Annotated in this window: 21 protein-coding genes; 3 read left to right on the top strand and 18 right to left on the bottom strand. The window is 66.8% G+C overall.

What is annotated here, in order from left to right; translation table 11 throughout:
• The first annotated feature begins 1 nt into the window (after nucleotide 1).
• Nucleotides 2–1,501, top strand: a complete 1,500-nt coding sequence (locus RMCB_RS02890) for a carotenoid oxygenase family protein (RefSeq protein ID WP_062827728.1) — start codon at nucleotides 2–4, stop codon at nucleotides 1,499–1,501.
• A 24-nt stretch (nucleotides 1,502–1,525) separates the two neighbouring features.
• Nucleotides 1,526–2,395: a winged helix-turn-helix transcriptional regulator gene (locus tag RMCB_RS02895; protein WP_062827729.1), complete on the top strand. Its 870-nt coding sequence runs from the start codon at nucleotides 1,526–1,528 to the stop codon at nucleotides 2,393–2,395.
• On the opposite strand, the gene RMCB_RS02900 is transcribed toward RMCB_RS02895, so the two are convergent.
• Complete coding sequence (locus RMCB_RS02900) at nucleotides 2,380–2,979, bottom strand: GNAT family N-acetyltransferase (protein WP_029369635.1); 600 nt, start codon at nucleotides 2,977–2,979, stop codon at nucleotides 2,380–2,382. The genes RMCB_RS02895 and RMCB_RS02900 overlap by 16 nt on opposite strands.
• Nucleotides 2,976–3,395 carry a hypothetical protein gene (locus tag RMCB_RS02905; protein ID WP_062827547.1) on the bottom strand — a complete coding sequence of 140 codons (420 nt, stop codon included), beginning with the start codon at nucleotides 3,393–3,395 and terminating at the stop codon, nucleotides 2,976–2,978. The genes RMCB_RS02900 and RMCB_RS02905 overlap by 4 nt, the downstream gene beginning before the upstream one ends.
• A 19-nt stretch (nucleotides 3,396–3,414) precedes the next feature.
• Here RMCB_RS02905 and RMCB_RS02910 point away from each other — a divergent pair, with 19 nt between their 5' ends.
• Entirely contained in the window at nucleotides 3,415–3,867 is a 453-nt protein-coding gene (locus RMCB_RS02910; protein WP_029369637.1) for a cupin domain-containing protein, read from the top strand.
• Here RMCB_RS02910 and RMCB_RS02915 read toward each other — a convergent pair.
• From RMCB_RS02915 to RMCB_RS02990, 16 genes are all read right to left on the bottom strand, one after another.
• Complete coding sequence (locus RMCB_RS02915) at nucleotides 3,842–4,615, bottom strand: VOC family protein (protein ID WP_062827548.1); 774 nt, start codon at nucleotides 4,613–4,615, stop codon at nucleotides 3,842–3,844. The genes RMCB_RS02910 and RMCB_RS02915 overlap by 26 nt on opposite strands.
• 91 nt (nucleotides 4,616–4,706) lie before the next feature.
• Nucleotides 4,707–5,894 (bottom strand): dihydrolipoamide acetyltransferase family protein, encoded by a 1,188-nt coding sequence (locus RMCB_RS02920; protein ID WP_201028221.1) that lies wholly within the window; start codon nucleotides 5,892–5,894, stop codon nucleotides 4,707–4,709.
• 20 nt (nucleotides 5,895–5,914) lie between these two features.
• Nucleotides 5,915–6,898, bottom strand: coding sequence for an alpha-ketoacid dehydrogenase subunit beta (locus RMCB_RS02925; protein WP_201028227.1), 984 nt, complete (start codon nucleotides 6,896–6,898; stop codon nucleotides 5,915–5,917).
• Nucleotides 6,899–6,933: 35 nt separating this feature from the next.
• Nucleotides 6,934–7,971: a pyruvate dehydrogenase (acetyl-transferring) E1 component subunit alpha gene (gene pdhA, locus RMCB_RS02930; RefSeq protein WP_062827550.1), complete on the bottom strand. Its 1,038-nt coding sequence runs from the start codon at nucleotides 7,969–7,971 to the stop codon at nucleotides 6,934–6,936.
• 10 nt (nucleotides 7,972–7,981) lie between these two features.
• Entirely contained in the window at nucleotides 7,982–9,418 is a 1,437-nt protein-coding gene (gene lpdA / locus RMCB_RS02935; protein ID WP_062827551.1) for a dihydrolipoyl dehydrogenase, read from the bottom strand.
• A 58-nt stretch (nucleotides 9,419–9,476) separates the two neighbouring features.
• Complete coding sequence (locus RMCB_RS02940; RefSeq protein ID WP_062827552.1) at nucleotides 9,477–10,700, bottom strand: PucR family transcriptional regulator; 1,224 nt, start codon at nucleotides 10,698–10,700, stop codon at nucleotides 9,477–9,479.
• A 9-nt stretch (nucleotides 10,701–10,709) separates the two neighbouring features.
• The gene (locus tag RMCB_RS02945; RefSeq protein WP_062827553.1) at nucleotides 10,710–11,717 is read right to left on the bottom strand and encodes an acyl-CoA dehydrogenase family protein; all 1,008 of its coding nucleotides are present in this window, start codon (nucleotides 11,715–11,717) and stop codon (nucleotides 10,710–10,712) included.
• The gene (locus RMCB_RS02950) at nucleotides 11,714–12,865 is read right to left on the bottom strand and encodes an acyl-CoA dehydrogenase family protein (RefSeq protein WP_062827554.1); all 1,152 of its coding nucleotides are present in this window, start codon (nucleotides 12,863–12,865) and stop codon (nucleotides 11,714–11,716) included. The genes RMCB_RS02945 and RMCB_RS02950 overlap by 4 nt, the downstream gene beginning before the upstream one ends.
• On the bottom strand, nucleotides 12,862–13,743 hold the full coding sequence (locus tag RMCB_RS02955) for an acyl-CoA dehydrogenase family protein (protein WP_062827555.1): 882 nt from the start codon (nucleotides 13,741–13,743) through the stop codon (nucleotides 12,862–12,864). The genes RMCB_RS02950 and RMCB_RS02955 overlap by 4 nt, the downstream gene beginning before the upstream one ends.
• On the bottom strand, nucleotides 13,740–14,891 hold the full coding sequence (locus RMCB_RS02960) for an acyl-CoA dehydrogenase family protein (RefSeq protein WP_062827556.1): 1,152 nt from the start codon (nucleotides 14,889–14,891) through the stop codon (nucleotides 13,740–13,742). The genes RMCB_RS02955 and RMCB_RS02960 overlap by 4 nt, the downstream gene beginning before the upstream one ends.
• 11 nt (nucleotides 14,892–14,902) lie before the next feature.
• On the bottom strand, nucleotides 14,903–16,054 hold the full coding sequence (locus RMCB_RS02965; RefSeq protein WP_109784157.1) for a CaiB/BaiF CoA transferase family protein: 1,152 nt from the start codon (nucleotides 16,052–16,054) through the stop codon (nucleotides 14,903–14,905).
• Nucleotides 16,048–16,968, bottom strand: coding sequence for an SDR family NAD(P)-dependent oxidoreductase (locus RMCB_RS02970; RefSeq protein ID WP_234791973.1), 921 nt, complete (start codon nucleotides 16,966–16,968; stop codon nucleotides 16,048–16,050). Before RMCB_RS02970 ends, RMCB_RS02965 begins: the two co-directional genes overlap by 7 nt.
• The gene (locus tag RMCB_RS02975) at nucleotides 16,965–18,803 is read right to left on the bottom strand and encodes a flavin-containing monooxygenase (RefSeq protein ID WP_062827558.1); all 1,839 of its coding nucleotides are present in this window, start codon (nucleotides 18,801–18,803) and stop codon (nucleotides 16,965–16,967) included. Before RMCB_RS02975 ends, RMCB_RS02970 begins: the two co-directional genes overlap by 4 nt.
• Nucleotides 18,800–19,972 carry an LLM class flavin-dependent oxidoreductase gene (locus tag RMCB_RS02980; protein ID WP_062827559.1) on the bottom strand — a complete coding sequence of 391 codons (1,173 nt, stop codon included), beginning with the start codon at nucleotides 19,970–19,972 and terminating at the stop codon, nucleotides 18,800–18,802. Before RMCB_RS02980 ends, RMCB_RS02975 begins: the two co-directional genes overlap by 4 nt.
• Before the next feature lie 17 nt (nucleotides 19,973–19,989).
• The gene (locus tag RMCB_RS02985; RefSeq protein WP_062827560.1) at nucleotides 19,990–21,309 is read right to left on the bottom strand and encodes an aromatic ring-hydroxylating oxygenase subunit alpha; all 1,320 of its coding nucleotides are present in this window, start codon (nucleotides 21,307–21,309) and stop codon (nucleotides 19,990–19,992) included.
• Between the two features lie 20 nt (nucleotides 21,310–21,329).
• Nucleotides 21,330–22,178, bottom strand: a complete 849-nt coding sequence (locus RMCB_RS02990) for an SDR family NAD(P)-dependent oxidoreductase (protein WP_062827561.1) — start codon at nucleotides 22,176–22,178, stop codon at nucleotides 21,330–21,332.
• Nucleotides 22,179–22,184: the final 6 nt, after the last annotated feature.

Raw genomic sequence — 22,184 nt, forward strand, 5'->3', positions numbered from 1 at the left:
CGTGCATCCCGAAGTCGTCGCCAAGTACCTGTCCACCCTGCCCGAGGACGACGACCACCCGTACCGCACCGGGCCGTGGCGGCCGCAGACCACCGAGTGGAACGCCGACGAGCTGCCGGTCGTCGACGGTGAGATCCCCGCCGACCTCGACGGTGTGTATCTGCGCAACACCGAGAATCCACTGCACCCCGCGTTCAAGGTCTATCACCCCTTCGACGGTGACGGCATGCTGCACATCGTCGGGTTCCGGGACGGGAAAGCGTTCTACCGCAACAGGTTCATCCGCACCGACGGTTTCCTGGCCGAGAACGCGGCGGGCGGGCCGCTGTGGCCGGGTATCGCCGAACCCGTCAATCTCGCGCAACGCGACCATGGCTGGGGCGCACGCACCCTGATGAAGGACGCGTCGAGCACCGATGTCACCGTGCACCGCGGCGTCGCCCTGAGTAGCTTCTACCAATGCGGGGACCTGTATCGCATCGACCCGTGCACGGGCGACATGCTCGGGAAAGAGGACTGGTCGGGTGAGTTCCCGAGAGATCTGGGTGTCTCGGCACATCCCAAGGTCGACGACCGCACCGGCGAACTGCTGTTCTTCAACTACGGCAAGCAGGCGCCGTACATGCACTACGGCGTGGTCGACGGCACCAACCGACTGGTGCACTACGTCGACGTCGAACTGCCCGGCCCGCGGCTGCCGCACGATATGGCCTTCACCGAGAACTACGTGATTCTCAACGACTTTCCGCTGTTCTGGGATGCCGAACTGCTCAAGCTCAACGCTCACGTCCCGCGTCTGCACCGCGACCTACCGTCACGGTTCGCGATCCTCCCCCGCCGGGGTCAGCCCGGCCAGATCAGGTGGTTCGAGGCCGATCCCACCTATGTCCTGCACTTCACCAACGCCTTCGAGGACGGCGACGAAATCGTGCTCGACGGGTTCTTCCAAGGCTCGCCAGAGCCCGCCGACGACGGGATCGACCATGGGATGGACCGCCGCTGGCAGCGGTTCTTCCGGTATCTGTCCCTCGACGGTATGCAGACCCGTTTGCACCGGTGGCGGTTCAACCTGCTCACCGGCACCACCCGCGAAGAGCAATTGTCCGACAGCCTCACCGAATTCGGCATGATCAACCCTGAATACGCCGGGCGCGACTACCGCTACACCTACGCGGCCACCGGCAAGCCCGGCTGGTTCCTGTTCGACGGGCTCGTCCGGCACGACCTGCACACCGGGTCCGAGGAACGGTTCGCCTTCGAGGACGGCGTGTACGGCAGCGAGACGGCGATGGCCCCACGCGCCGGCGGGGCCGGTGAAGACGACGGCTACCTGGTGACCATCACCACGGACATGAACGCCGACGCGTCCTATTGCCTGGTGTTCGACGCGGCCCGGGTGGCAGACGGACCGGTGTGCAAACTGGCTCTCCCGGAACGGGTTTCCAGCGGCACCCACTGCACCTGGGCGTCGGGTGACGAGTTGCGCCGGTGGCGGATCTAGGTGCAGCCCAATGCCGTCGGCCGCATGCTCGGCCTCCTCGGTGACGAATGGACTCTGCTAGTCGCGCAGCAGGCCCTGCTCGGAGCCACCCGCTACACCGAATTCATGGCGCGGCTGCCGATCTCCAACTCGGTGCTCACGCGCCGACTGGCCACCATGACACGTGAGGGGCTGCTGGACCGCCACGAATACCAGCAGAACCCGTCACGGTTCGAGTATCGGCTCACCAAACGCGGCTGGTCGCTGTGGCCGGTGCTGGTGTCCATCTGGGAGTGGGAACGCCGATGGGTGCCCGAACACACCGAGACACTGCCTGCCATGTATCACCGCGGCTGCGGCGCCGAGTGTTCCCCCGTGCTCACCTGCCGCGGCTGTGGCGCGACGGCGAACGAGAAAACCCTTACCGCGCAATGGGGTCCGAGTGGATCCTGGCCGCGGTCCATGCCGGTCGAATCCACCCGCAGGCGCACCCACACCGACCGTGCCCCGGGCCAGCCCGACCTGTTCCCGCAGACGATGAGCATCCTGGGCAACCGCTGGTCGTTCGCCATCCTGGTCGCGAGCTTTGTCGGCACCAGCCGGTTCACCACATACCAGGAGCTGCTCGGCCCGCCACCGGGATCACTGACCGATCGGTTACAGATCCTCACCGCCTACGGCGTGCTGGAGGCCGGCGACGGCCGCTACTGCCTCACCGAGAAGGGCCGGGCGGTACTGCCGATCCTGCTCACCGCACTGGACTGGGCGCAGCGTTGGTACACCACGCCCGAAGGCCCCGCGGTGTTGTTGACCCACACCAGCTGTGGTGCCGGGTTCACCGCCGCGTTGACGTGCGACCACTGCGGAGAACCGTTGCGGGCGGGCGCTATCGGGGTCGGTCAGCCGGCGCGCTGAGCGAGCCGGAACTCCAGGTTGTTACGGGCCGCCGGCCACTCGATGTCGAGGATCGAATACACCACGGTGTCGCGCCGCGAGCCGTCGGCCGCGATCTGGTGGCTGCGCAGTACACCGTCCAACTTGGCGCCCAATCGCTCGATCGCGGCCCGGCTGGCGAAGTTGAAAAAGTGGGTGCGGAATTCCACTGCCACGCAGTTCAACTCGTCAAAGGCGTGGCCGAGCATCAGAAGTTTGGTCTCGGCGTTGACGCCGGTGCGCCGGACATCGCCCACGTACCAGGTGTGGCCGATCTCGAGCCTGCGGTTGGGCCCGTCCACATGCAGATAGCTCGAGGACCCTACGAGTCTGCCGTCGAGGGTGCGTACGACGAAGCTCACCCCATGGTCGGCGGCGCGCAACTCCAGCATGCGCTCGACCCACTGCTCGGCCCCACCGGGAACCGGGGTCATGGTGTACCAGAGGGTGCCCAGCTCACCGTCGGCCGCGGCAGCGTCGATCTCGGGGATGTGCGCGCGGGTGAGCGGTTCCAGCCGCACCCACTGTTGACCGGTCAGTTCCACGGGTTTGACGAACTCGCTCATGACCGCCCCAACGTCGACACCAACGCCCACACCGAACACACCGCTGCGCCCACGGCCAGCCCCCCTCCGACGTAGAGGCCGTAGCCCGCCGCGACCGGCGGCTTGACGTTGAGGGTGTAATACCACACCGTCAGGCCGATCAGCAGCAACGAAACCAGCAGCGCCGCAGCCGATGCCATCCGTTCGGAGAGACCACGCCCGGCCATCGCACCCGCGACTATCAACATCGAGCCGAGCAGCACGATCAGCTGCCCGGCGCCGAAGCCCTTGTGCAGCACGATGCTGCCGACCGCTCCGCCGATCGCATTGGCGCGTCCACCACCATTGGCGCTCGTGGTCAACCAGGGCAGCCACGCGACCACCACCAGGACGGCCGCGCACAGAGCCACCAGCCAACCTGGACGCAGACGCACCATAGCGACGAGACTATCGGGTGTGACGTCACTACCGGACTGGGCCCGCAAGCTCGATCTGTCGCCGCACCCCGAGGGCGGTTGGTATCGCGAAACCTGGCGCAGTGACCTGACCGTGAGCGAAGCGGCGCTGCCCCCTGGCTATACCGGCCCGCGCAGCGCGGGTACCGCGATCCTGTTCCTGCTCATGCCCGGGCAGCAATCGGCCTGGCACACGGTGCGCAGTGCCGAGCTGTGGTTCCATCACCGCGGCAGCCCGCTCGAGCTGCAGATCGGCCCCGAGCAGGACGGCGCGGCCACCCACGTGCTCGGCCCCGACATCACGGCCCGGCAGCATCCGCAGTTGCTGGTGCCGCCGGGCCACTGGCAGCGGGCGCGGCCGCTCGATGACGAACCGGCCCTGGTCAGTTGCGTGGTGGTGCCGGGCTTTGACTTCGCCGACTTCGCGCTCAGCCCGGCAGAGACGTCAGATTGAACGCTGCACCGGTCGGGTCCGTCACAGCGGCCAGCCGGCCGTAGGGCGTGTCCTCGGCCGGCCGAATCACCGAACCACCGTTCTCCACGATCAATTCGATGGTTTTGTCCACATCGTCGGAGCCGAAGAACACCGTCCACGTCGCGGGCGCTCCCTCGGGCAGGAACGCGCTGCCGTCCATCACCCCGAGCACCGGAACGCCGTTGAACGACGCTGTGCTGTACCGGAATTCGTCGGTATCGGACACGGTGTTGGTGGTCCAGCCGAACACTGTGCGGTAGAAGTCCAGCGAGCCGGCGTAGTCGCGCGTCGTCAACTGGAAGTAGGCAGGCGCACCCGCCTCGTCGGCGGCCTCGTAGCCGTCGTGGCCCGCCGGTTGCCACAGCCCGAAGAACCCGCAGCCGGGGCCGCTGAGCAGCGCCATCCGTCCCCTGCCCGGGATATCCATCGTCGCCACACAACTCTGGCCGCCGGCCGATACAGCCGCGGCGACGGTGGCGTCGGCGTCGGCGGTGTGCAGATAGGTGGTCCACGCGTCGGGCGCGTTCCACTGCGGATCGTTGCGCATGAGTCCGGCGACCCGCCGGCCGCCGACGGCAGCGCTCACGTAGCCGCCGTATTCGGGACCTGCGGTTTCGAACGTCCAGCCGAACACCGCCCCGTAGAACTGCTGGGCGCGCTCGACGTCGGAAGTGGTCAGGTCGATCCAGATGGGTGCGCCCAGCGGCGCGGGCTCACGGGTAGCCACGATGGTGTCTCCTTCACGGTGATCAAACGGTCACCGGTACAGACTGCCCGGGGCGCAAGAACTCATCGAGGGCTGCCGAACAGAGAGCGTGTCAGGTCACGATGCGCAGCGGGTTCTGCAGCAGTGCCGTCAGGTCACGCAGGAAGATCGCAGCGGTGGCGCCGTCGATCGCGCGGTGATCAGCCGACAGCGTCAGCCGGAGCACCTTGCGGGCAGCCACCTCACCGTCGATCAGGCGCAGTTCCTCGGCCGCCGCCCCCACCGCGAGGATCGCGGCCTCGGGGGGATTGATCACCGCCGCGAACTGCTCGATGCCGTACATCCCGAGGTTCGAGATGGTGAAGGTCCCGCCGGACATCTCGTCGGCGCGCAGCTTCCCGATGCGGGCTCGGCCGGCCATCTCCTTGGTCTCGGCGGCGATCTGCGACACCGTCTTACGGTCGGCGTCGCGCACGACCGGAACCACAAGGCCCGCGTCGACGGCGACCGCGACGCCGATGTGCACCCCGTGGTGGCGCAAGAGAACGTCGCCGCCGAATGACACGTTGACGCCGGGATTGGTGCGAAGTGCTGACGCCACGGCGCGGACGATGAAGTCGTTGACACTGACCTTGGGTCCCCCGTCTGCCTGCAGGCTGTCGTTGACGGTTTCGCGGAAGGCCAGCAGATCGGTGACGTCGACGGCCGCGGTCAGATAGAAGTGCGGGGCGTTCTGCTTGCTCTCGGTCAGGCGTTTGGCGGCAACGCGCTGCAGCGTGGTCAGCGGCACCTCGTCGGCGTCGGAGTTCGCCGGAAGGTTTGGGGCGACGGGGGTTTCGCCGCGCTTGACGGCGGCATCGACATCTTTGCGGATGATCCGGCCACCCGGGCCGCTGCCGTCCACGGTGGTCAGGTCGATACCGTTGGCGTCGGCCACCTTGCGGGCCAGCGGTGACGCCTTGGGCCGGTCGGACCGCACCGCCGGGGTGGAAGGCTGTGGCGCAGCGACGAGTTCTGGTTGCGGCGCGGTGGGCGGGACCGGTTGCGGCGCAGCTGAGGTGGCACTGCCATCGCCGATGACCGCGATCGGGACGCCGATCGGAACGCGGTCGCCCTCGCCGGCGAGCATGTGCTCGAGGATCCCGGCGTCGTAGGCCTCGAGCTCCATGATGGCTTTGTCGGTCTCGATCTCGGCGAGGACTTCTCCGCGCTCGACTCGGTCACCGATCTTCTTGTGCCACGCGATGATTACGCCGTCCTCCATGGTGTCGGACAGGCGGGGCATGGTGATTTCAGGCACGTGTGGTCCTCAAGTTGTGGTCAGAGCCGGCCGACGGCGGTCAGTGTTTCGCGGGCCGCGGCGTAGAGCGATTCGGCCGAGGGCAGGGCGGCTTGCTCGAGCGGTTTGGCATAGGGCAGCGGGACTTCGGCGGCGGCGACGCGGCGCACCGGGGCGTCGAGATAGTCGAAGGCACCGTCTGAGATGGATGCGGCGACCTCGGCGCCTATTCCGTAGGTGAGCCAGTCGTCTTCGGCGATGACGGCGCATCCGGTCTTGCGGACCGACTCCACCAGGGTGTCCCGGTCGAGCGGACGCAGGCTGCGCAGGTCGATGACCTCGGCGTCGATTCCGTTGTCGTCGTGCAGCCTGCGGGCGACCTGCGTTGCCACAGCGGCCATTCGGGAGTAGCCGATGAGGGTGATGTCGGTGCCGACCCGGCGCACCGCGGCCTTGCCGATCTCGGCGGGCTCCAGGTCCGCAGGCACTTCGCCTTTGGTGTTGTAGAGCGCGAGGTTCTCCAGGAACAGCACCGGGTCGTCATCACGGATCGCGGCACGCATCAAGGCTCGGGCATCGGCCGGGGTGCTCGGCGCGACGACCTTGAGTCCCGGCACGAACGCGTAGTAGAGCTCGATGTTCTGCGAATGTGTTGCGCCGAGCTGTTGCCCGCCGCCGCCGGGCGTGCGGATCACCATGGGCACACTGGTCTGGCCACCGAACATGCCGTAGATCTTGGCCGCGTGGTTGACGATCTGGTCGAGCGCCAGCAGCGAGAAGTTGATCGTCATGATCTCGACGACGGGCCGTAGGCCGAGCATGGCCGCGCCCACTGCGGCGCCGACGAAACCTTCTTCGGCGATGGGAGTGTCGCGCACCCGCTTCTCGCCGAACTCGGCGAGCAACCCGGCGGTGATCTTGTAGGAGCCCTCGAAAATCCCGATCTCCTCACCGATCAGGAAGACCGAGTCGTCGCGGTGCATCTCCTCACGCAGAGTTTCGCGCAGCGCTTCACGATAACTGATGACAGGCAACGGTTTTCCTTCTTGCTGAAATGCGGTCAGAACAGCGGGTCTGCGGGCAGTCGGCGCGACTCCCCCGCTACCGGGGTGGCATAGGTGTAGTCGAAGAGCGTGGCGGGATCGGGATGCGGGCTCGCATCGGCGTACGCCACCGCGGCGTCCGCCTCTTCCTGCGCCGAGCGCTCCAGCGCTGCTGCGCCGTCCTCGTCAAATGCGCCCACCCGCAGCAGGGTCGCCTTGAACAGGGCCAGCGGATCCGCGTCTTGCGCTGCGGCGACATCGGTTTCGCTGCGGTATTTCGCCGGGTCGACGACCGAGTGCCCACGCAACCGATGGCTGACCGCCTCCAGCAGTGCGGGTTTACCTTCGGTACGGGCGGTCTCGACCAGCCGGCGCGCGGTATCGCGCACCGCCAGCACGTCGGTGCCGTCGACGCGCTCCCCGACCATGCGGTACGCAGCGGCACGTTTGTACAGCTCGGGTTCGGCGGACGCCTTCTCGACGGTGGTGCCCATGCCGAGGTTGTTGTTGATCACCACGAACACCACGGGCAGCCGCCACAACGCGGCGATGTTGAGCGACTCGTGGAAAGCGCCGATATTCGTTGTGCCGTCACCCATCTGGCACATCACCACGTCGTCGCCGCCACGATAGTCGATCGCGAGGGCGGCCCCCACGGCCAGCGGAAGTTGGCCTCCCACAATGCCGTAACCGCCGAGCATCCGAGTCTCGGTGTCATACATGTGCATCGACCCGCCCCAGCCCTTGGAGATGCCGGTGCTGCGGCCATACAGTTCGGCCATCACCCGTTTGGGGTCGATGCCCTTGGCGATCGCGTAGCCGTGTTCGCGGTAGTTGGTGAACAGGTAGTCGGTGGGCCGCAGGGCGGCCATGAGGCCCACCACGGTCGCTTCCTCACCGAGGTTGAGGTGGCAGTACCCACCCACTTTGGCCTGGGTGTAGCCCTGCGCGGCCCGCTCTTCGAAGCGCCGGATCAACACCATCTGGCGGTAGTAGGCACACAGGGTGTTGAGGTCTTCCCCGGCGAGGGCGGGCCGGTCGATCGTGTCCGTCATGCAGAACTCCTCAGCGCTTCGGTGGCGTGATGTGTACGGGCAGACCCAGCGCAGCGAGCGCGGCTTCCATACCGATCTCGCCGAGGGTCGGGTGCGCGTGGATGGTGTCGGCGAGTTCGTCGAGCGTCGCCTCAAGCGCCATCGCCAGTGCGCCTTCGGTGATCAGGTCACTGGCCGCGGGCCCGATGATGTGCATGCCGAGCACTTCGCCGTACGTACGCCCGGCCACGATCTTCACGAATCCTTCGGTGTCGCCGAAGGTTCGGGCCCGACCGAGCGCGGCGAACGGGAACTTGGCGGTCACCGGATCGTGCCCGGCCGTCTTCGCCTGCGCTTCGGTGAGGCCGACACTGGCGATCTCGGGATGGGTGAAGGTGGCCGCAGGCACGACGTCGTAGTCGATTTTCTTGTCGTGGCCGGCCAGCACGTCAGCCGCGGTGAGACCTTGATGCGACGCGACGTGAGCCAGCAATGCCTTGCCGGTGACATCGCCGATGGCGTAGACGTGGTCGACGTTGGTACGCAGTTGCTCGTCGACCTCGATGAAGCCACGCGCGTCGGCGATCACGCCGGTGGCCGCGAGGCCGAGTTCGCCGGTGTTGGGTTTGCGTCCGACGCCGACGAGCACGACGTCGGCATCGATTTCCCGCGGGTTCGGACCATCGGCCGTGACCCGTAGCGCATCTGCCTGGGCAATCGAGCTGACGGTCGAGCCGGTGAGCACGGTGATGCCCCGCTGCTTGAACGAACGGCCAAGGGCCGCACCGATATCGGCGTCCTCGGCGGGCACGAGCGTATCGCGCATCTCGACGACCGTGACGGCCGAGCCGAACGCGGCGAACAGGCTGGCCCACTCGGCGCCGACGGCGCTACCTCCCACGATGACGATCCGCTCGGGCACCGCGGTGAGGCCGAACGCGCCGTCGGACGTGATCACACCCGGCAGTTCGGCGCCCGGGATCGGCAGCGGGATGGGCGTGGATCCCGTCGCGATGATGACGTCGCGCGCGGTGGCGGCGTCGACGACTTCCCCCGGCGTCGCCGCATACCGCGGACCGTCACCCGAGGCGATGTCGCAGATCTCGACGGTGGTGGGCCCGGTGAATCGGGCGTGGCCCTCAATCACGGTGACACCGTTGGCTTTCAGCAGGCCGGCCACGCCGTCGGCCAACCCGGTGACGACGTCGGTCATGCGCCGTCGCACGACGGCATAGTCGAATCCGACGTTGTCGGCATGGATTCCGTACTCGGCGGCGTCGCGCACGGTCTGCAGCACCTCGGCCGACCGCAACATGGCCTTGGTGGGGATGCAGCCCCAGTTGAGACATACGCCGCCGGGGCGCTCCTTTTCCACCAGGCCCACCGAGAGGCCGTGTTGGGCCGCCCGGATGGCTGCGACGTAGCCGCCGGGGCCGCCACCGATCACCAGAAGATCGAACTCACGCACGCAGTTGAGTCTGCTGCCGTGTGAGCGCCGCCACCATACGAGTCGGCCCAGCGTTGGATCACCCAGATTGGGCAGAGTGCCCAATCTGAGGCAACTCCAGTGCGGACAGCGCGAGGGAGAGTTCGACGTAGGCCGCCCGGCCGTGCAGCGGCCTGCCGATCAGTTCGGTGATCCGGTTCAGTCGGTTGAGCACGGTGTTGCGGTGACAGTGCAGCCGGACGGCCGCGTTGGCCGTCGACCGGTCCTCTTCCAGCCACACGACGAGCGTCTCGAGCAGAACGTCGCGTTCGCGGGTTGGCCGGTCCAGAACACCGCCGAGATTGCGAGTGACGAGTCGCTGGGCAAGGTCCGGCGACCGCACCAGCAGGGCCTCGGGATAGTGGTCGCCGAACGACACCAACTCCGTTGCCCCCGGCGCCACCATGCTCAAGGCGATCAGCGCGAGGGTATAGGCGGAGCCGGCCTCCGCGAGCCCCGATACCGCGGGCGAGACTGCGGCCCGTCCCCGGGCCAGCGGCCGCAGCCGGGCGATCACCGCGTCGGCGTCGCGCTGCTCGAGCGCCACCACGCCGATGCGCGTGTCGACCTTGGTCTGCCACACCGACCGAAAGCCGAGTCCGTCGAGCGCAGTCCGCGGGCTTGCGAGCGCGGGACTGCCGTCCGTGCGGACATCGGCCACGATCACCAGGTAGCCACCCTTGGCGGGTAGTTCCAGCTCGCGCGCCACCCGCGCGGCGAAGCCCACGTCGCCAGCGCGCCGACCGAGCAGATCCTCGATCAGGGCATTGCGGCGCTGCTCATCGTGACGCACGCGCTCCTGCTCACTGTCGCGGTAGGACGTCGACAGTGCCGAAGACAGCTCGTCGATCACCGTCCACGTCGCGGTGCCGGCGTCGAGGACGTCATTGGGTGCGACACCGGTGGCCTCAGCGCGCTCCAGAAGCGCCTGCCAGACGATCCGGCCGCCGAGCCGAAAGGTCCGCAGCATGACCTCCAGGGGCACGCCCTGTTCGGCGCGGTGCCGAGCGATCGCGCCAACCACCTCGTCGGCATGGTCTAGCTCGCCGATCCTGCCGCTCAACAGCTCCAGCACCCGGGTGAGGTAGTCCCGGCAGCCCTCCCGCAGATCGTCGCGCGGAACACTGGCGTAATCGGTCCATTCGGGGTTGTCGGTGAAGATCGCCGACAGCAGCCGATCGATCAGCGTCTCGACGTCGGGCAGAGTGGCACCGGCCAACTCACGGGTGACCTTGGTCGTGAATCCCGGGTGTCGCTTCTGCACAGCCGCACCCTACTGGTAGCGCTCCGCGAGCCGGGCCCGATGCGCTGCCGAGGAACCGAACAGCGAGCGGTTGAGTGCGGCACGTTTGAGGTAGACGTGGACGCCGCTCTCCCACGTGTAGCCGATGCCGCCGTGCAATTGCATGGCCTTACCCGCGACCTCGACCGCGGTATCACATGCATACGCCTTGGCCATGGCCACCGTGATCGCGTTGGGATCACTGACCGCGGATGTCACCAGCTGACGCGCCACCGATATGCGCACGAGCATGTCGGCACAGGCATGCTTGACGGCCTGGAACGCACCGATCGGGCGGCCGAACTGCTGGCGAACGCCGACATAGGACACCGTCGCGTCGAGCATGGCCTGCGCGATGCCGAGGCTGTCGCATGCCACGGCCACCGCTGCGCGGTCTCTCAACGCCTGCAGCCGCGCCCGCGCATCCCCGTCGAACCGCCACACCTCGGCCACCTCGACGCCGTCGGCGGTCACGGCGGACAACTCGCGGGTCCCGTCCAGCACCGGCTGATGCTCGATGCGCAGACCGGCGGCATCCGACGCGACGCCGACGAGCACCGGTTCACCGTCCGGGTTTCTCGCGGGCAACAGAAGACGTTGCGCCACAGCCGCATCCGGTACGAAGTTGGCACGGCCGTGAACGCAGCCGGCGAATTCGAACTCCTGCGACGACTCCCCGGCGGATACCGCGAGCGCGACTCTGGCAGCGCCTGCGGTCACATCACGAAGCAGTCGGTCGCGGAGCTCGCCCGCCTGCACAGCAAGCAACGCCCCGAGGCCCAGCACCGCCCCGCCCAGATAGGAGGTGGTCGCTGCGGCCCGGCCGATTTCCTCTGCGATCACCGCCACCTCGGCGAGAGTCGCACCGGAACCGCCGAACTCCTCGGGTACGTCCAACCCGACCCAGCCGGCCTGCACGAGCAGCGGCCAGTCGGGGTCCTTGGCGAGGAGATCTTGTGCCACCGAACGCAATTCGGCGTGCAACTCTGGGAAACTCATCGGGGCAGCCCCAATCCCCGCTCACCGATGATCGTGCGCTGGATCTCGCTGGCCCCACCCGGGATGGTCCATTCCCACGATCCGATGAAGTCGAGCATCCAGTTGCCGGACTCCCAGCCGCTGGATGCCGGTTTGGTCAGCACGGTCTGGCCCGGTAGCCCGGCGATCTCGGCGCCGAATCCGGTGATGCGCTGCAGCAGTTCGCTGTAGTAGAGCTTGACGATGGACGCGTCGGCCGGACCGGCATGCCCCGTCTCGCTACGCTCCACCAGATCTCGGCACAGCCCGCGCAGGCCCGCGAGTTCGATCTCGAACTGCGCCAGGCGATCCGCGACCACGCTGTCGTCAATCGGTGCGCACGCCTGCACGAGCCACCGGAAACCCGCATTGCTCAAGCGCTCGGCCAACTCAAGCATCGTCATGCCACGCTCGGCGCCGAGGGTGGCCTGGGCGACCTGCCAGCCCTGGTGGACTGTACCGACCATATTGGCGGCGGGGATTACGACATCGTCGAGGAAGATCTCGCAGAAGTGCGACTCGCCGAGCGCATTACGGATCGGCCTGACCTCGATGCCCGGCGTGGCCATGTCCATCAAGAAGTACGAGATACCGTGCCGTTTGGGCGCATTCGGGTCGGTGCGAGCCAGCAGCAGGCACCAGTCCGCATGCATCGCGCCGCTGGCCCAGATCTTCTGCCCGTTGACGACGAACGTCTCGCCGTCCCGCCGCGCGCTCGTCCGCAACGCGGCGAGGTCTGACCCTGCCTCCGGCTCGGAGAAGCCCTGAACCCAGATCTCGCCGTCGAGGATCGCGGGGAGGTGGCGCCGTCGTTGCGCGTCGGTTCCGGCAACGAGCAGGGTCGACGCGGCGTGGTGAATGCCCACGAATGCCAACACGAGCCTTGGTGCGTCGTGCGCGGCGAGTTCCTGATACAGCACGATCTGCTGGGGCACACTCAGTCCACCGCCCCATTCGGCGGGCCAGTGCGGCACGGCATAGCCGGCGCTGTGGAGTTCGGCGAACCACGACTTCTGGAAGGACACGAATTCCTCGTCGCTGAAGCCGGTTTGGGCCGCGCGCCAATCCGTGGGAATGTGCTGTGCGCACCAGTCGCGCACCGTCGCCCGGAATTCGTCGAGTTCGGTCACGAGAACAGCCCGGTGAGCCCGCGCCTGCCGAGACGGTGCGTGAGGATGTCGCGAGTCTGGGACAGCCCGAACGGCAAGCGGCGCAACGGCTGGCTGTACCGCGACAGCCAGGACAACGTGGTCTCATCGCAGAAGCCGACCGCGCCGTGCAGTTGATGGCAAACCCGGAACACCACCTCTGCCGCCTCGATCGCGGCGAGCCGCAGCGCCAGCGCATCGTTGATCGCGTCGGGGCCGCCGATGCTCCAGAGTGCGTACTTGGCGAGGATGTCGACGCCGCTGCGCTCCACCTCGGCATCGGTCAGCTGGAACTGCACGCCCTGGAATGCGGACAAGGTCTGCCCGAACTGCTTGCGCAGGCCCACATGCGCGACGGTGAGTTCGAGGGCCCGGTCGAGCATGCCGAGCAACGTCCAGCACGGCAGTACCAGACCCAGCGCGACGTCAGCGGCGCCGTCGTCGGCGGTGAGCCTCAACGCCGTGGTAAAGGCCGGCCCTGGCACCCCCAGGCCGGTGACGCGACTGCGTCGACCAGCCAATGTGGTTGCGAACCAGTCGATGTCGAGCCCGGCAAGCGCGGCTTCGGGCGCGGTGTCCGAGACGACGAGGACTCCGGCCAGCCGTTCGGCCACCGGGTACGGCAGCGCCCAGTATCCGGCGCTACGGCACAGCGCCGCGGCCGCCTCCAGCGCATCGGGGTCGCTGCGGGGTTCGAGTTCCCACGCCCCGAGACCGTCCAGCGTCGGAGCAACCAGGGCTTCACGGGTCTCCGGCTTGGCTTCGGCTTGTTGCAGAAGCTGATCCCCACCGGCCGCATCGAAAGCCCGAAGGGCCTGCCGGCCGTACTCTTTCGCATCGTCGCTGAGATCGAGAATCACGCTCTGGCCTCCGCCAACATCGCCCGGGACAACAGGATGCGCTGCATCTCGATGCTGCCCGAGGACACCGTCGATGCCTGCGCGTAGCGCCAGTGGTCTTCAACTTCTTGTCGGAAGTACTCGCCGTTGCCGCCCCGCGGTAGCTCCGCGACGATCTCCATGAGCACCTCGGCGCTGTCCTGATCCAGCTTGGTCACGGCGATCCGATAGGCCGCCGCGTCAGCGGGTTTGACGCGCCCGGCGCTTTGCAGCGCCACCACGCGGTAAGCCATCAACCGGGCTCTTCTGCAGTGGGTGAGCATGCGGGTCCAGCGTCCCCGTAGCTCGGCAGGCAGGTCGTCCCAGGCATCACCGAGCACTGCGGGTGCGGCCTGCAGGAGTTTCTCGCACCTGGCGTAGCGTGCGATACCGACACGTTCGAACGACATCACGTCCTGCAGGATCGCCCAGCCCTCGTCCACAGTCCCGAGAACATCGGCGTCGGTGACCCTGACCTCGTCGAAGAACACCTCGTTGAGGTGGTGCGGGCCCATCATGGTGCGGATGGGCCGTACGGTGATGGCCGGATCCGACATGGGCACCAGGAAGACGGTCAAGCCGTGCTGTTTCTTCCCGCCCTTGGACGTGCGGGCCAACAGAAAACACCACTGCGCCATGGTGGCGTACGACGTCCAGATCTTCTGCCCGTTGATGCGCCAGCCGTCGTCGTCGCGGAACGCCGACGTCCGCAGTGATGCCAGGTCGGAGCCGGCCTCCGGCTCGGAAAAGCCTTGGCACCAAATCACTTCGCCGTTCGCGATGGGCGGCAGATGTCTGCGTTGCTGCTCCGGCGTGCCGTGGCGCATGATGATGGGCCCCACCCAGCTGACGCCCATGTACTGCGCGCCCCTCGGTTCGTGGTGGGCCCACATCTCTTCGCGCACCACAGTCTGCTCCCACACCGAGGAGTCGTCGCCGCCGAACTCGCTGGGCCACGACATGCACAGCAGGTGCCGTTGCGCCAGGGTTCGGCAGAACCGCTGGGCCGCGTCGAGATCGGCGGGATCGTCGGTGAACGCCCCGAGGAAGTCGGCGGGCATCTGGTCGGCGATCAGCCCGCGTAGTTCGCCGCGCAGTCGGGTGGCCGCCTCGCCGAAGTCGAAATCCATTGGTCGTCTTTCTAAGCGGTCTCGTGATGGGCGCCGAGCTCGGCGAGTACCTCGGCGGTGTCGGCACCCAGCTCGGGTGCGAATCCGCCCACCCGGCCCGGGGTGCGGGAGAACCACGTCGGCACACCGGGAAACCGCACCGGCCCGTGCGTGGTGGCGACGGTCTCGAACAAGCCGACGGCGTTGAGGTGCGGGTTGTCGAACAACGCGTCGGGCGTGTGCACGGCCGCGGCGGGAATCTCCAAGTCCCGGAACAGCTGCAGCCACTCGTCGGTGGTGCGTTCCTTCAGGGTCCGCGCCAACAGCCCGTACACGGTGTCGATCTGGTGGGCCCGCTGCTCGAGCGTCGCGAATTGTGGTCCGTTCCAGGCGGGCTGCACGCGCTCGATGAAGGCGTTCCAGTGCTTGTCGTTGTAGATCAGCGCCGCGATCTGACCGTCCTTGGTCTCGTAGGGCTTGCGATTGGGCGCGACCGCGCGCGGGTAGACCGCGGGGCTCAGCGGCGGATCGAACATCGCGCCGTTGGCATGCTCGACGAGCATGAACGAGGCCATGGTCTCGAACATGCTGACCTCGACCTCCTGCCCCTCACCGGTGCGCTCGCGGTGGAACAGCGCCATCATCGTGGCGTACAGCGCGGTCAGTCCCGCGACCTTGTCGGCCATGATGGTGCCGACATAGCCGGCCTCGCCCGTCAATTGCTCTTGCACTGCGGGCAATCCGCATTCGGCCTGGATGGTGTCGTCATAGGCGGGGCGATCGGCATCCGGCCCACGCCGGCCGTAGCCGTAGCAGTTGGTGTAGACGATCGCCGGGTTGATCGCCGCGACGCGGTCGTAGCCGAAGCCGAGCTTGGCGATCGCCTTGGCCCGCATGGAATGAATGAACACGTCGGCGGTTGCGATCAACGCGCGCAACGCTTCCCGGTCTGCTTCGGTCTGCAGATCCAGCACGATCCCCCGCTTACCGCGATTGACGTTCACGAACACGCCGCTCATACCCGGTGCCGGGCCCACCGAGATGTACCGCGTGTTGTCACCTTGTGGCGGTTCGACTTTGATCACGTCAGCACCCATGTCAGCCATGATCTGCGTGCAGTACGGGCCCATCACCATGGCCGTGAGGTCGACTACGCGCACGCCGTGCAGCGGGCCGCTCACGATGTTCCAACCCTGGGTGCCGCTCTGTCGAAGCTGTAGCGAATGTGGGCCCCGTGCCCGTCGGGCACCACCGGGAAGCTCACCGGTGCGCTCATGTCACGGATCGCATCGATGTTGGCGTCGACCTCCTCGATCGTCCACTCCGGACGGTAGACGCCCGGTGACTCCGACACCGCGACGCGGGCCACCCGCCCGGCGATCGCGACGTATACTTCGCCTGTGACACTGCAGTTTTCGTGCGTAAGCCAACCTACGACGGGTGCCACCAGCTCGGGGCCCATCGGTGGATAGGCCGACATGTCGAGGCCTTCGGCCATCCGCGTGACGGCACCGGGCACGATGGCGTTGCACGTGACGCCGTGCGCAGCCCCTTCCAGCGCGACGACGTTGCACAGCCCGAGGATGCCCGCCTTGGCCGCCGCATAGTTGGCCACGCCGTGGTTGCCGTACAGGCCGCCGATCGAGCTCGTCAAGACGACCCTGCCGTATCCGGCGTCGCACATCGGCGGAAACGCCGGCCGCACCACGTGGAAAGCGCCCCGCAGGTGAACGTCGAGCACGGCGTCGAAGTCCTCGTACGTCATGTCCCTGAGCGCGCCGCGCCGGACGATGCCCGCGTTGTGGATCAGGATGTCGATGCGGCCATAGGCTTCCAGTGCGGTGTCGATGACGGCCTGGCCACCTTCGGCTGTCGCCACGGTGTCGGTGTTGGCGACGGCTTGGCCACCCGCCGTGAGGATTTCGTCGACCACCGAGTGAGCGGGGCCAGGGTCGTTGCCGCCGCCGGTGAGGCTGCCGCCAGGATCGTTGACGACGACTTTCGCTCCCCGCGCTGCCAACAGCTGCGCGTACGCACGGCCCAGGCCCCGGCCGGCTCCGGTGACGACGGCGACGCGATGGTCGAAGCGCAGCGTCACGTGGTTTCCAGGCCTTCCAAGTCGCCCTGGTCCCGCCATGCCTTGAGCAGATCCCCGAACGCGTAGAAGCCGGGACCATACGGCTCGCCTAAATGGGATCGAATCCCCTCCGCGTCCTTTCCAACCCCGCCACCTTCGTTGTTGTAGTAGCCGGGTGTGCATTCGGCGTCGAACGCCGAGGTGTCGATGTATGACTCCTTGATGGTCCGGCACCAGCCGTCCTGCGCTGCCTGGCTGGGTTCGACGGTGGTGATGCCACGGCTTAGTGCCTCGGCGATCACGTAGGCGATGTGCTCGCCCTGCAGTTCGTAATTCGCGGCGATGTTGGCCGAGATTCCCACTTGCGTGAAGCCGGTGAAGAACTGGTTGGGAAATCCGCGGCTGGTCATGCCGTGCAGGGTCTTGTAGCCGTTGGCCCACGCGTCATACAGCGACAGGCCGTCACGACCTTTGATGGTGTCGATGGAGTAGCGCCTGCTGATCTCGGTGGTGATCTCGAAGCCGCTGGCGAAGATGATGCAGTCGACGTCGTATTCGCGCCCGCCCGCGACAATGCCCGTTGCGGTGATCCGTTCCACGCCTTTGGCTTCGGAGACGTCGACCAGGGTGACATTGGGCCGGTTGAAGCTCGGCAGATAGTCGTCGTTGGAACAGGGCCTCTTGCACAGGAACCGGTAGTACGGCTTGAGCGCTTCGGCGGTGTCGGGGTCTTCGACCAGCGCCTCGACCCTGCGGCGCAGGCGCTCCATGACCTTGTAGTCCTCTTCTTCGCGCAGGCTCATGAACTGCTCGGGGCTCAGCGCCGCCGGATCTGCCAGGGCGAGCACCCGGGCTGCGGTGTTGCGCCCCAGTTCGGTCCAGAAGTCGCACACCAGGTCCGGTTGCCCCAGCGCCATGCCTTCGAATGTCCAGGCGTGGAAGTTGCGTTGGCGTTCCTTCTGCCAGCCCGGCTGCAGCGTCTTGACCCACTCGGAGTCGGTGGCGGTGTTGTTGCGTTCGTCCACCGTCGATGGCGTGCGTTGGAACACGTACAGGTGCTGAGCATCTCGAGCCAGGTGCGGCACCAGCTGCACACCGGTGGCGCCGGTGCCGATCAGGGCGACCCTCTTGTCAGCCAACTTGTGGAGCCCGCCCGAGCTGTCGCCTCCGGTGTAGTCGTAGTCCCAGCGCGACGAGTGGAACATGTGCCCGCCGAAGTCTTTTATGCCTGGGATCCCCGGCAGTTTGGGCCGATTGAAAGATCCGGAGGCCATCACCACGAACCGGGCCCGGATGTCGTCGCCGCGGTTGGTGCTGATCCGCCACCGCTGGATGTCGTCCTCCCATGTCAAGGCCTTGACCTGGGTGGAGAAGACGGCACCGTCGTAGAGGCCGTAATGCTTGCCGATGTTGCGGCAGTGCTGCCAGATCTCCGCGCCGTCGGCGAACTTCTTGCTCGGCATGAAGTCGAGCTCTTCGAGAAGAGGTATGTAGCAGTAGGATTCGTTGTCGCACTGGATGCCAGGATAGCGGTTCCAATACCAGACGCCGCCGAAGTCTCCGCCCATCTCGATGATGTGCACGTCCTCGACGCCGGCCTTCTTCAGATACGCACCGGCGAGCAGACCGGCGAACCCGCCGCCGAGCACGGCCACGTCGTTGTCGACGTCGATCGAGTCCCGCTCGACATACGGGGTGTGCGGGTCGACCTCACCGAATTCCGAGAACTGCTCTCCGGTCTGCACATACTGCTTGGAACCTTCTGTGCGCAACCGCTTCTCGCGCTCGACTCGGTACTTCTCGCGGAGCGCCGCGATGTCGATATCCGTGGGGGTGTCGGTGGGCCCGCAAGTCATGCGTTGGCCTTTTCGGGCAGCGCGGCCGCGTGTAGCGGGGCGTCCATATCGTGCACGGCGGGGAGCACCTCTTGGGCGAACAGCCGGACGCTCTCGAAGGCCTTCTCGTATGGCATGGTGCCGAACTGCGGCACGATGGTGACCTCACAGAACGAGCACGCCTCCTGCGCGGCCTTGAGCTTCTCGAACACGGTCTGTGGCGTGCCGATCAGCAGGTTGGAGGCGTGGTACCCGGGCGGGCCGCCCTTCTTCTGATTCCCGACCTCCGATGCCAGCAGCGCTGTCGCGCTCGCCTCGCGCGCGGCGTAGGCCTCATAACCCTTGACGCCCTGGAAGTTCGAGGCGTCGGCAAAACCGTAGTGCACGTTGACGTCTCGGTTGGCGGTCCAGATCCACTCTTCGGTGTCTTGCGCCTCGGCTTCCGATGGCACGCAGTACATGAACATCACGTTCTTCGGCTGACACGGCCCGAGACCTTCCTCGGCGCGGAAGGTGTTGACCTTGCGGACCTCCTCACCGGCGTCGGTGATCGGCTTGTTGCCGACGAACAGCGGCACCATGCCACGGCGGGACAGGATTTCGAGGGATTCCGCGGTGGAGGACGAGCTGTAGATGCGGTCGAACAGGTCAGTGCTGATCGGTTCGGGGCGCAACGACATCTCCGGGAACGAGAAGATCTTGCCGTCGTAGGAGAACCGTTCACCGGAGAACGCGAGCTTGAGGATGTCCAGCGTCTCGTTGAACCGGTCGCGGCTCTCCTCGCGCGGGACACCGACCGCGGCGAACTCGGCCTTGGACACGCCACGCCCCAGGCCGATGGTGGTGTAGCGACCGTTGGAGACGATGTCGAGGTAGGCGATCTGGGTGGCCAGCCGGATCGGGTTCCACCACGGCACCACCGCGACGAACGTGCCCAGGCTGACCCGTTCGGTGCGTCCGGCGAAATAGGTGAGCGCCTGAATCGGGTTGGGCGTCATGCCATATGGTGTGCCGTGGTGCTCGGGGAACCAGATCCCGTCAAAACCCAGTGGTTCGGCGAGATCACCGAGGGCCAGCGCCGCCTGCACGCACTTGTAGTCGGGCGTGGCGGGACGACGGGTGAAGTCGCCGGCGAGTACGCGTTCCCAATCGTGGGAGTTCTGGGCCCCCGTACCGAGGTTGACCTTCATGTTCTCTCCTCCACAAATCACTGGATGGCCCGGGGTTCTCCGACGCCCATGTACTTCGACAGTTGGTAGTGCAGGTTGACGGTGCTGCGTTCGCGGTAGGGGTTGGGTTTGGTTCCGGGGAAACCGGCCGATTTCATTCCCTGCTGGACGGCGGCCATGTTCGAGAAGTCCTGTGGCAGCACCGATAGCCAGTTTGGGCTGCCGGCCGGGGTGTACACCCATTCGGTCTGGGGCTCTTGCCCTTTCGGGTACAGCTCGAAGACGGACACCTCGAAGATGCACTTGTCGGGGTTGTAGCTCGGATCGGGCCGGGCGCTGTAGCACAGGGCGCTGGTGAGGCCCTGCCCGATCTGGAAGTTCGGGAAGAGCTGCCACGCGGTGCCGCTCTGGCCCAGAATGTCGGGCGGGATGGTCGGCCAGACCACGCCGCGCGCCTCGTCATCGCGGCGGGCCGAGGTCAGCCAGTGCTCGAGCACCTTGTCGGCCGGGGTGCCCTCGGGCAGTTCGTCGACGAGGCGCTTGGCGGCGTTGACCAGTGTCTGCGTAGTGGTCGCATTGGTCTCTTCCATGGTGTAGACCTGCATCTCCGCCGTCGAGATCCGCGGATCCCCGGTGCCGAGACGAATCTTGGACTTGGTCTCCTCCAGATCGTCCGGGGCGTCGTAGCCGATGTTGGAGTGCCGGCCCTGCACTTTCGCCCAGCCCTTGAATTCGCCGAACTTGTTGAACTCCGGGTGAGTGGTGAACACGTGGTAGGTCTCGTTGAAGGCCTCCATCGCGACTTTCCAGTTGCAGTCGAAGTTCAACCATTTGCGCCACTTGTAACGCATGTTCTCCAGACCGAACGGATCAAGGATCTTGGCGGCGGGAAAGAGGAAGTCCGCCAACGGTTCCGGGTCGGAGTCCAGATTGATGAACAGCCAGCCGCCCCAGGTGTCCACGTGAACACGGCTCAGTCGGGTGTTCTCCGGGCTCAGTGCGCCCTGCCAGTCGTCCTGTTCGCGGATGTGGGTGCAGGCGCCGCTCAGATCGTAGGTCCAGCCGTGGAATCCGCAGACGAACGACTTGCGGGTGCGTGCACAGGCGTTCTTGGCGCCTTTCGGGGTGTCGATCAGCCGCCGGCCGCGATGCATGCACACGTTGTGGTGGGCCGCGAAGTCGTCGGCGCCGGTACGCACGACGATGATCGAGTCGTCGAGGATGTCGTAGGTGAGGTAGCTGCCGACTTCGGGCAGGTCCTCGACGCGGCCGACCTGCTGCCATACCTTGCGCCACAACCGGTCTCGCTCGGCACGCGCGTAGTCCGGTGAGAGGTAGGCGTCCACGCCGATGGTCATGGGGCCGGATAGTTCTTCTGTCACTGATGCCTCCTCATGGCCGCGCGAAAGTCGTCGTCCTTCAGGAACAGTGAGGTGTTGTCCGCACCGAGATGCGTCCAGCGCAGGTTGAGCCCGCCGTCGACCAGCAGGGTCTGGCCGGTGATGTAACTCGACAGGTCCGACAGCAGAAACAGGATCGCACCGGCCTGCTCGTCGGGCGTGCCGCGGCGCCCCATCGCGATGGCGCGGCGGTCCCGGTCCGGATCGGTGTCGACATATGTTGCCGAGGCGGCGGTTTCGGTGACGCCGGGTGCGACGGCATTGACGCGGATACCGTCAGCGGCGAGTTCGGCGGCCATGGTTCGCGTGGCCGCGACAATCGCGGCTTTCGCGGTGCCGTACGCGATGTGGTAGGGCGCGGTGTTCATACCGCTGATCGACGACACCGAGACGATCGAACCTGCGTTGCCGTGGGCACGGATCTCCGCGGCGACGGCCTGGCTCATGAAGAACATGGTTTCGAGGTTCGCCGTGAACAATTCGCGCCAGTCGGCCCGCGTGACCCGCGTGGCAGGCATCCAGGTCCGCGGCGCGGCCCCGCCGGCGACATTCACGAGGCCGTACAACGGCTCCCCGGTACGGCGCACTGCATCGAGCACGGTGGCGATGCCGGCATCGGTCGCGGCGTCGGCGACCACCGGCACCACGCTCATGCCCTGGTCCACCAGGGGCCCGACATGGGCGTCGAGGTTGTCACGCGATCGGCTGAACGCCACGACGGTGGCGCCCGCCTCGGCTACCAGGCGCGTGACGCTGGTGCCGATGCCACCGCCACCAGCGCCCGACACCACCACGACCCGGCCGGTCAAACTCAGCTGACTGTCCACGGCTGA

The organism is Mycolicibacterium brisbanense, from assembly GCF_001570425.1.
Classification (GTDB): Bacteria; Actinomycetota; Actinomycetes; order Mycobacteriales; family Mycobacteriaceae; genus Mycobacterium; species Mycobacterium brisbanense.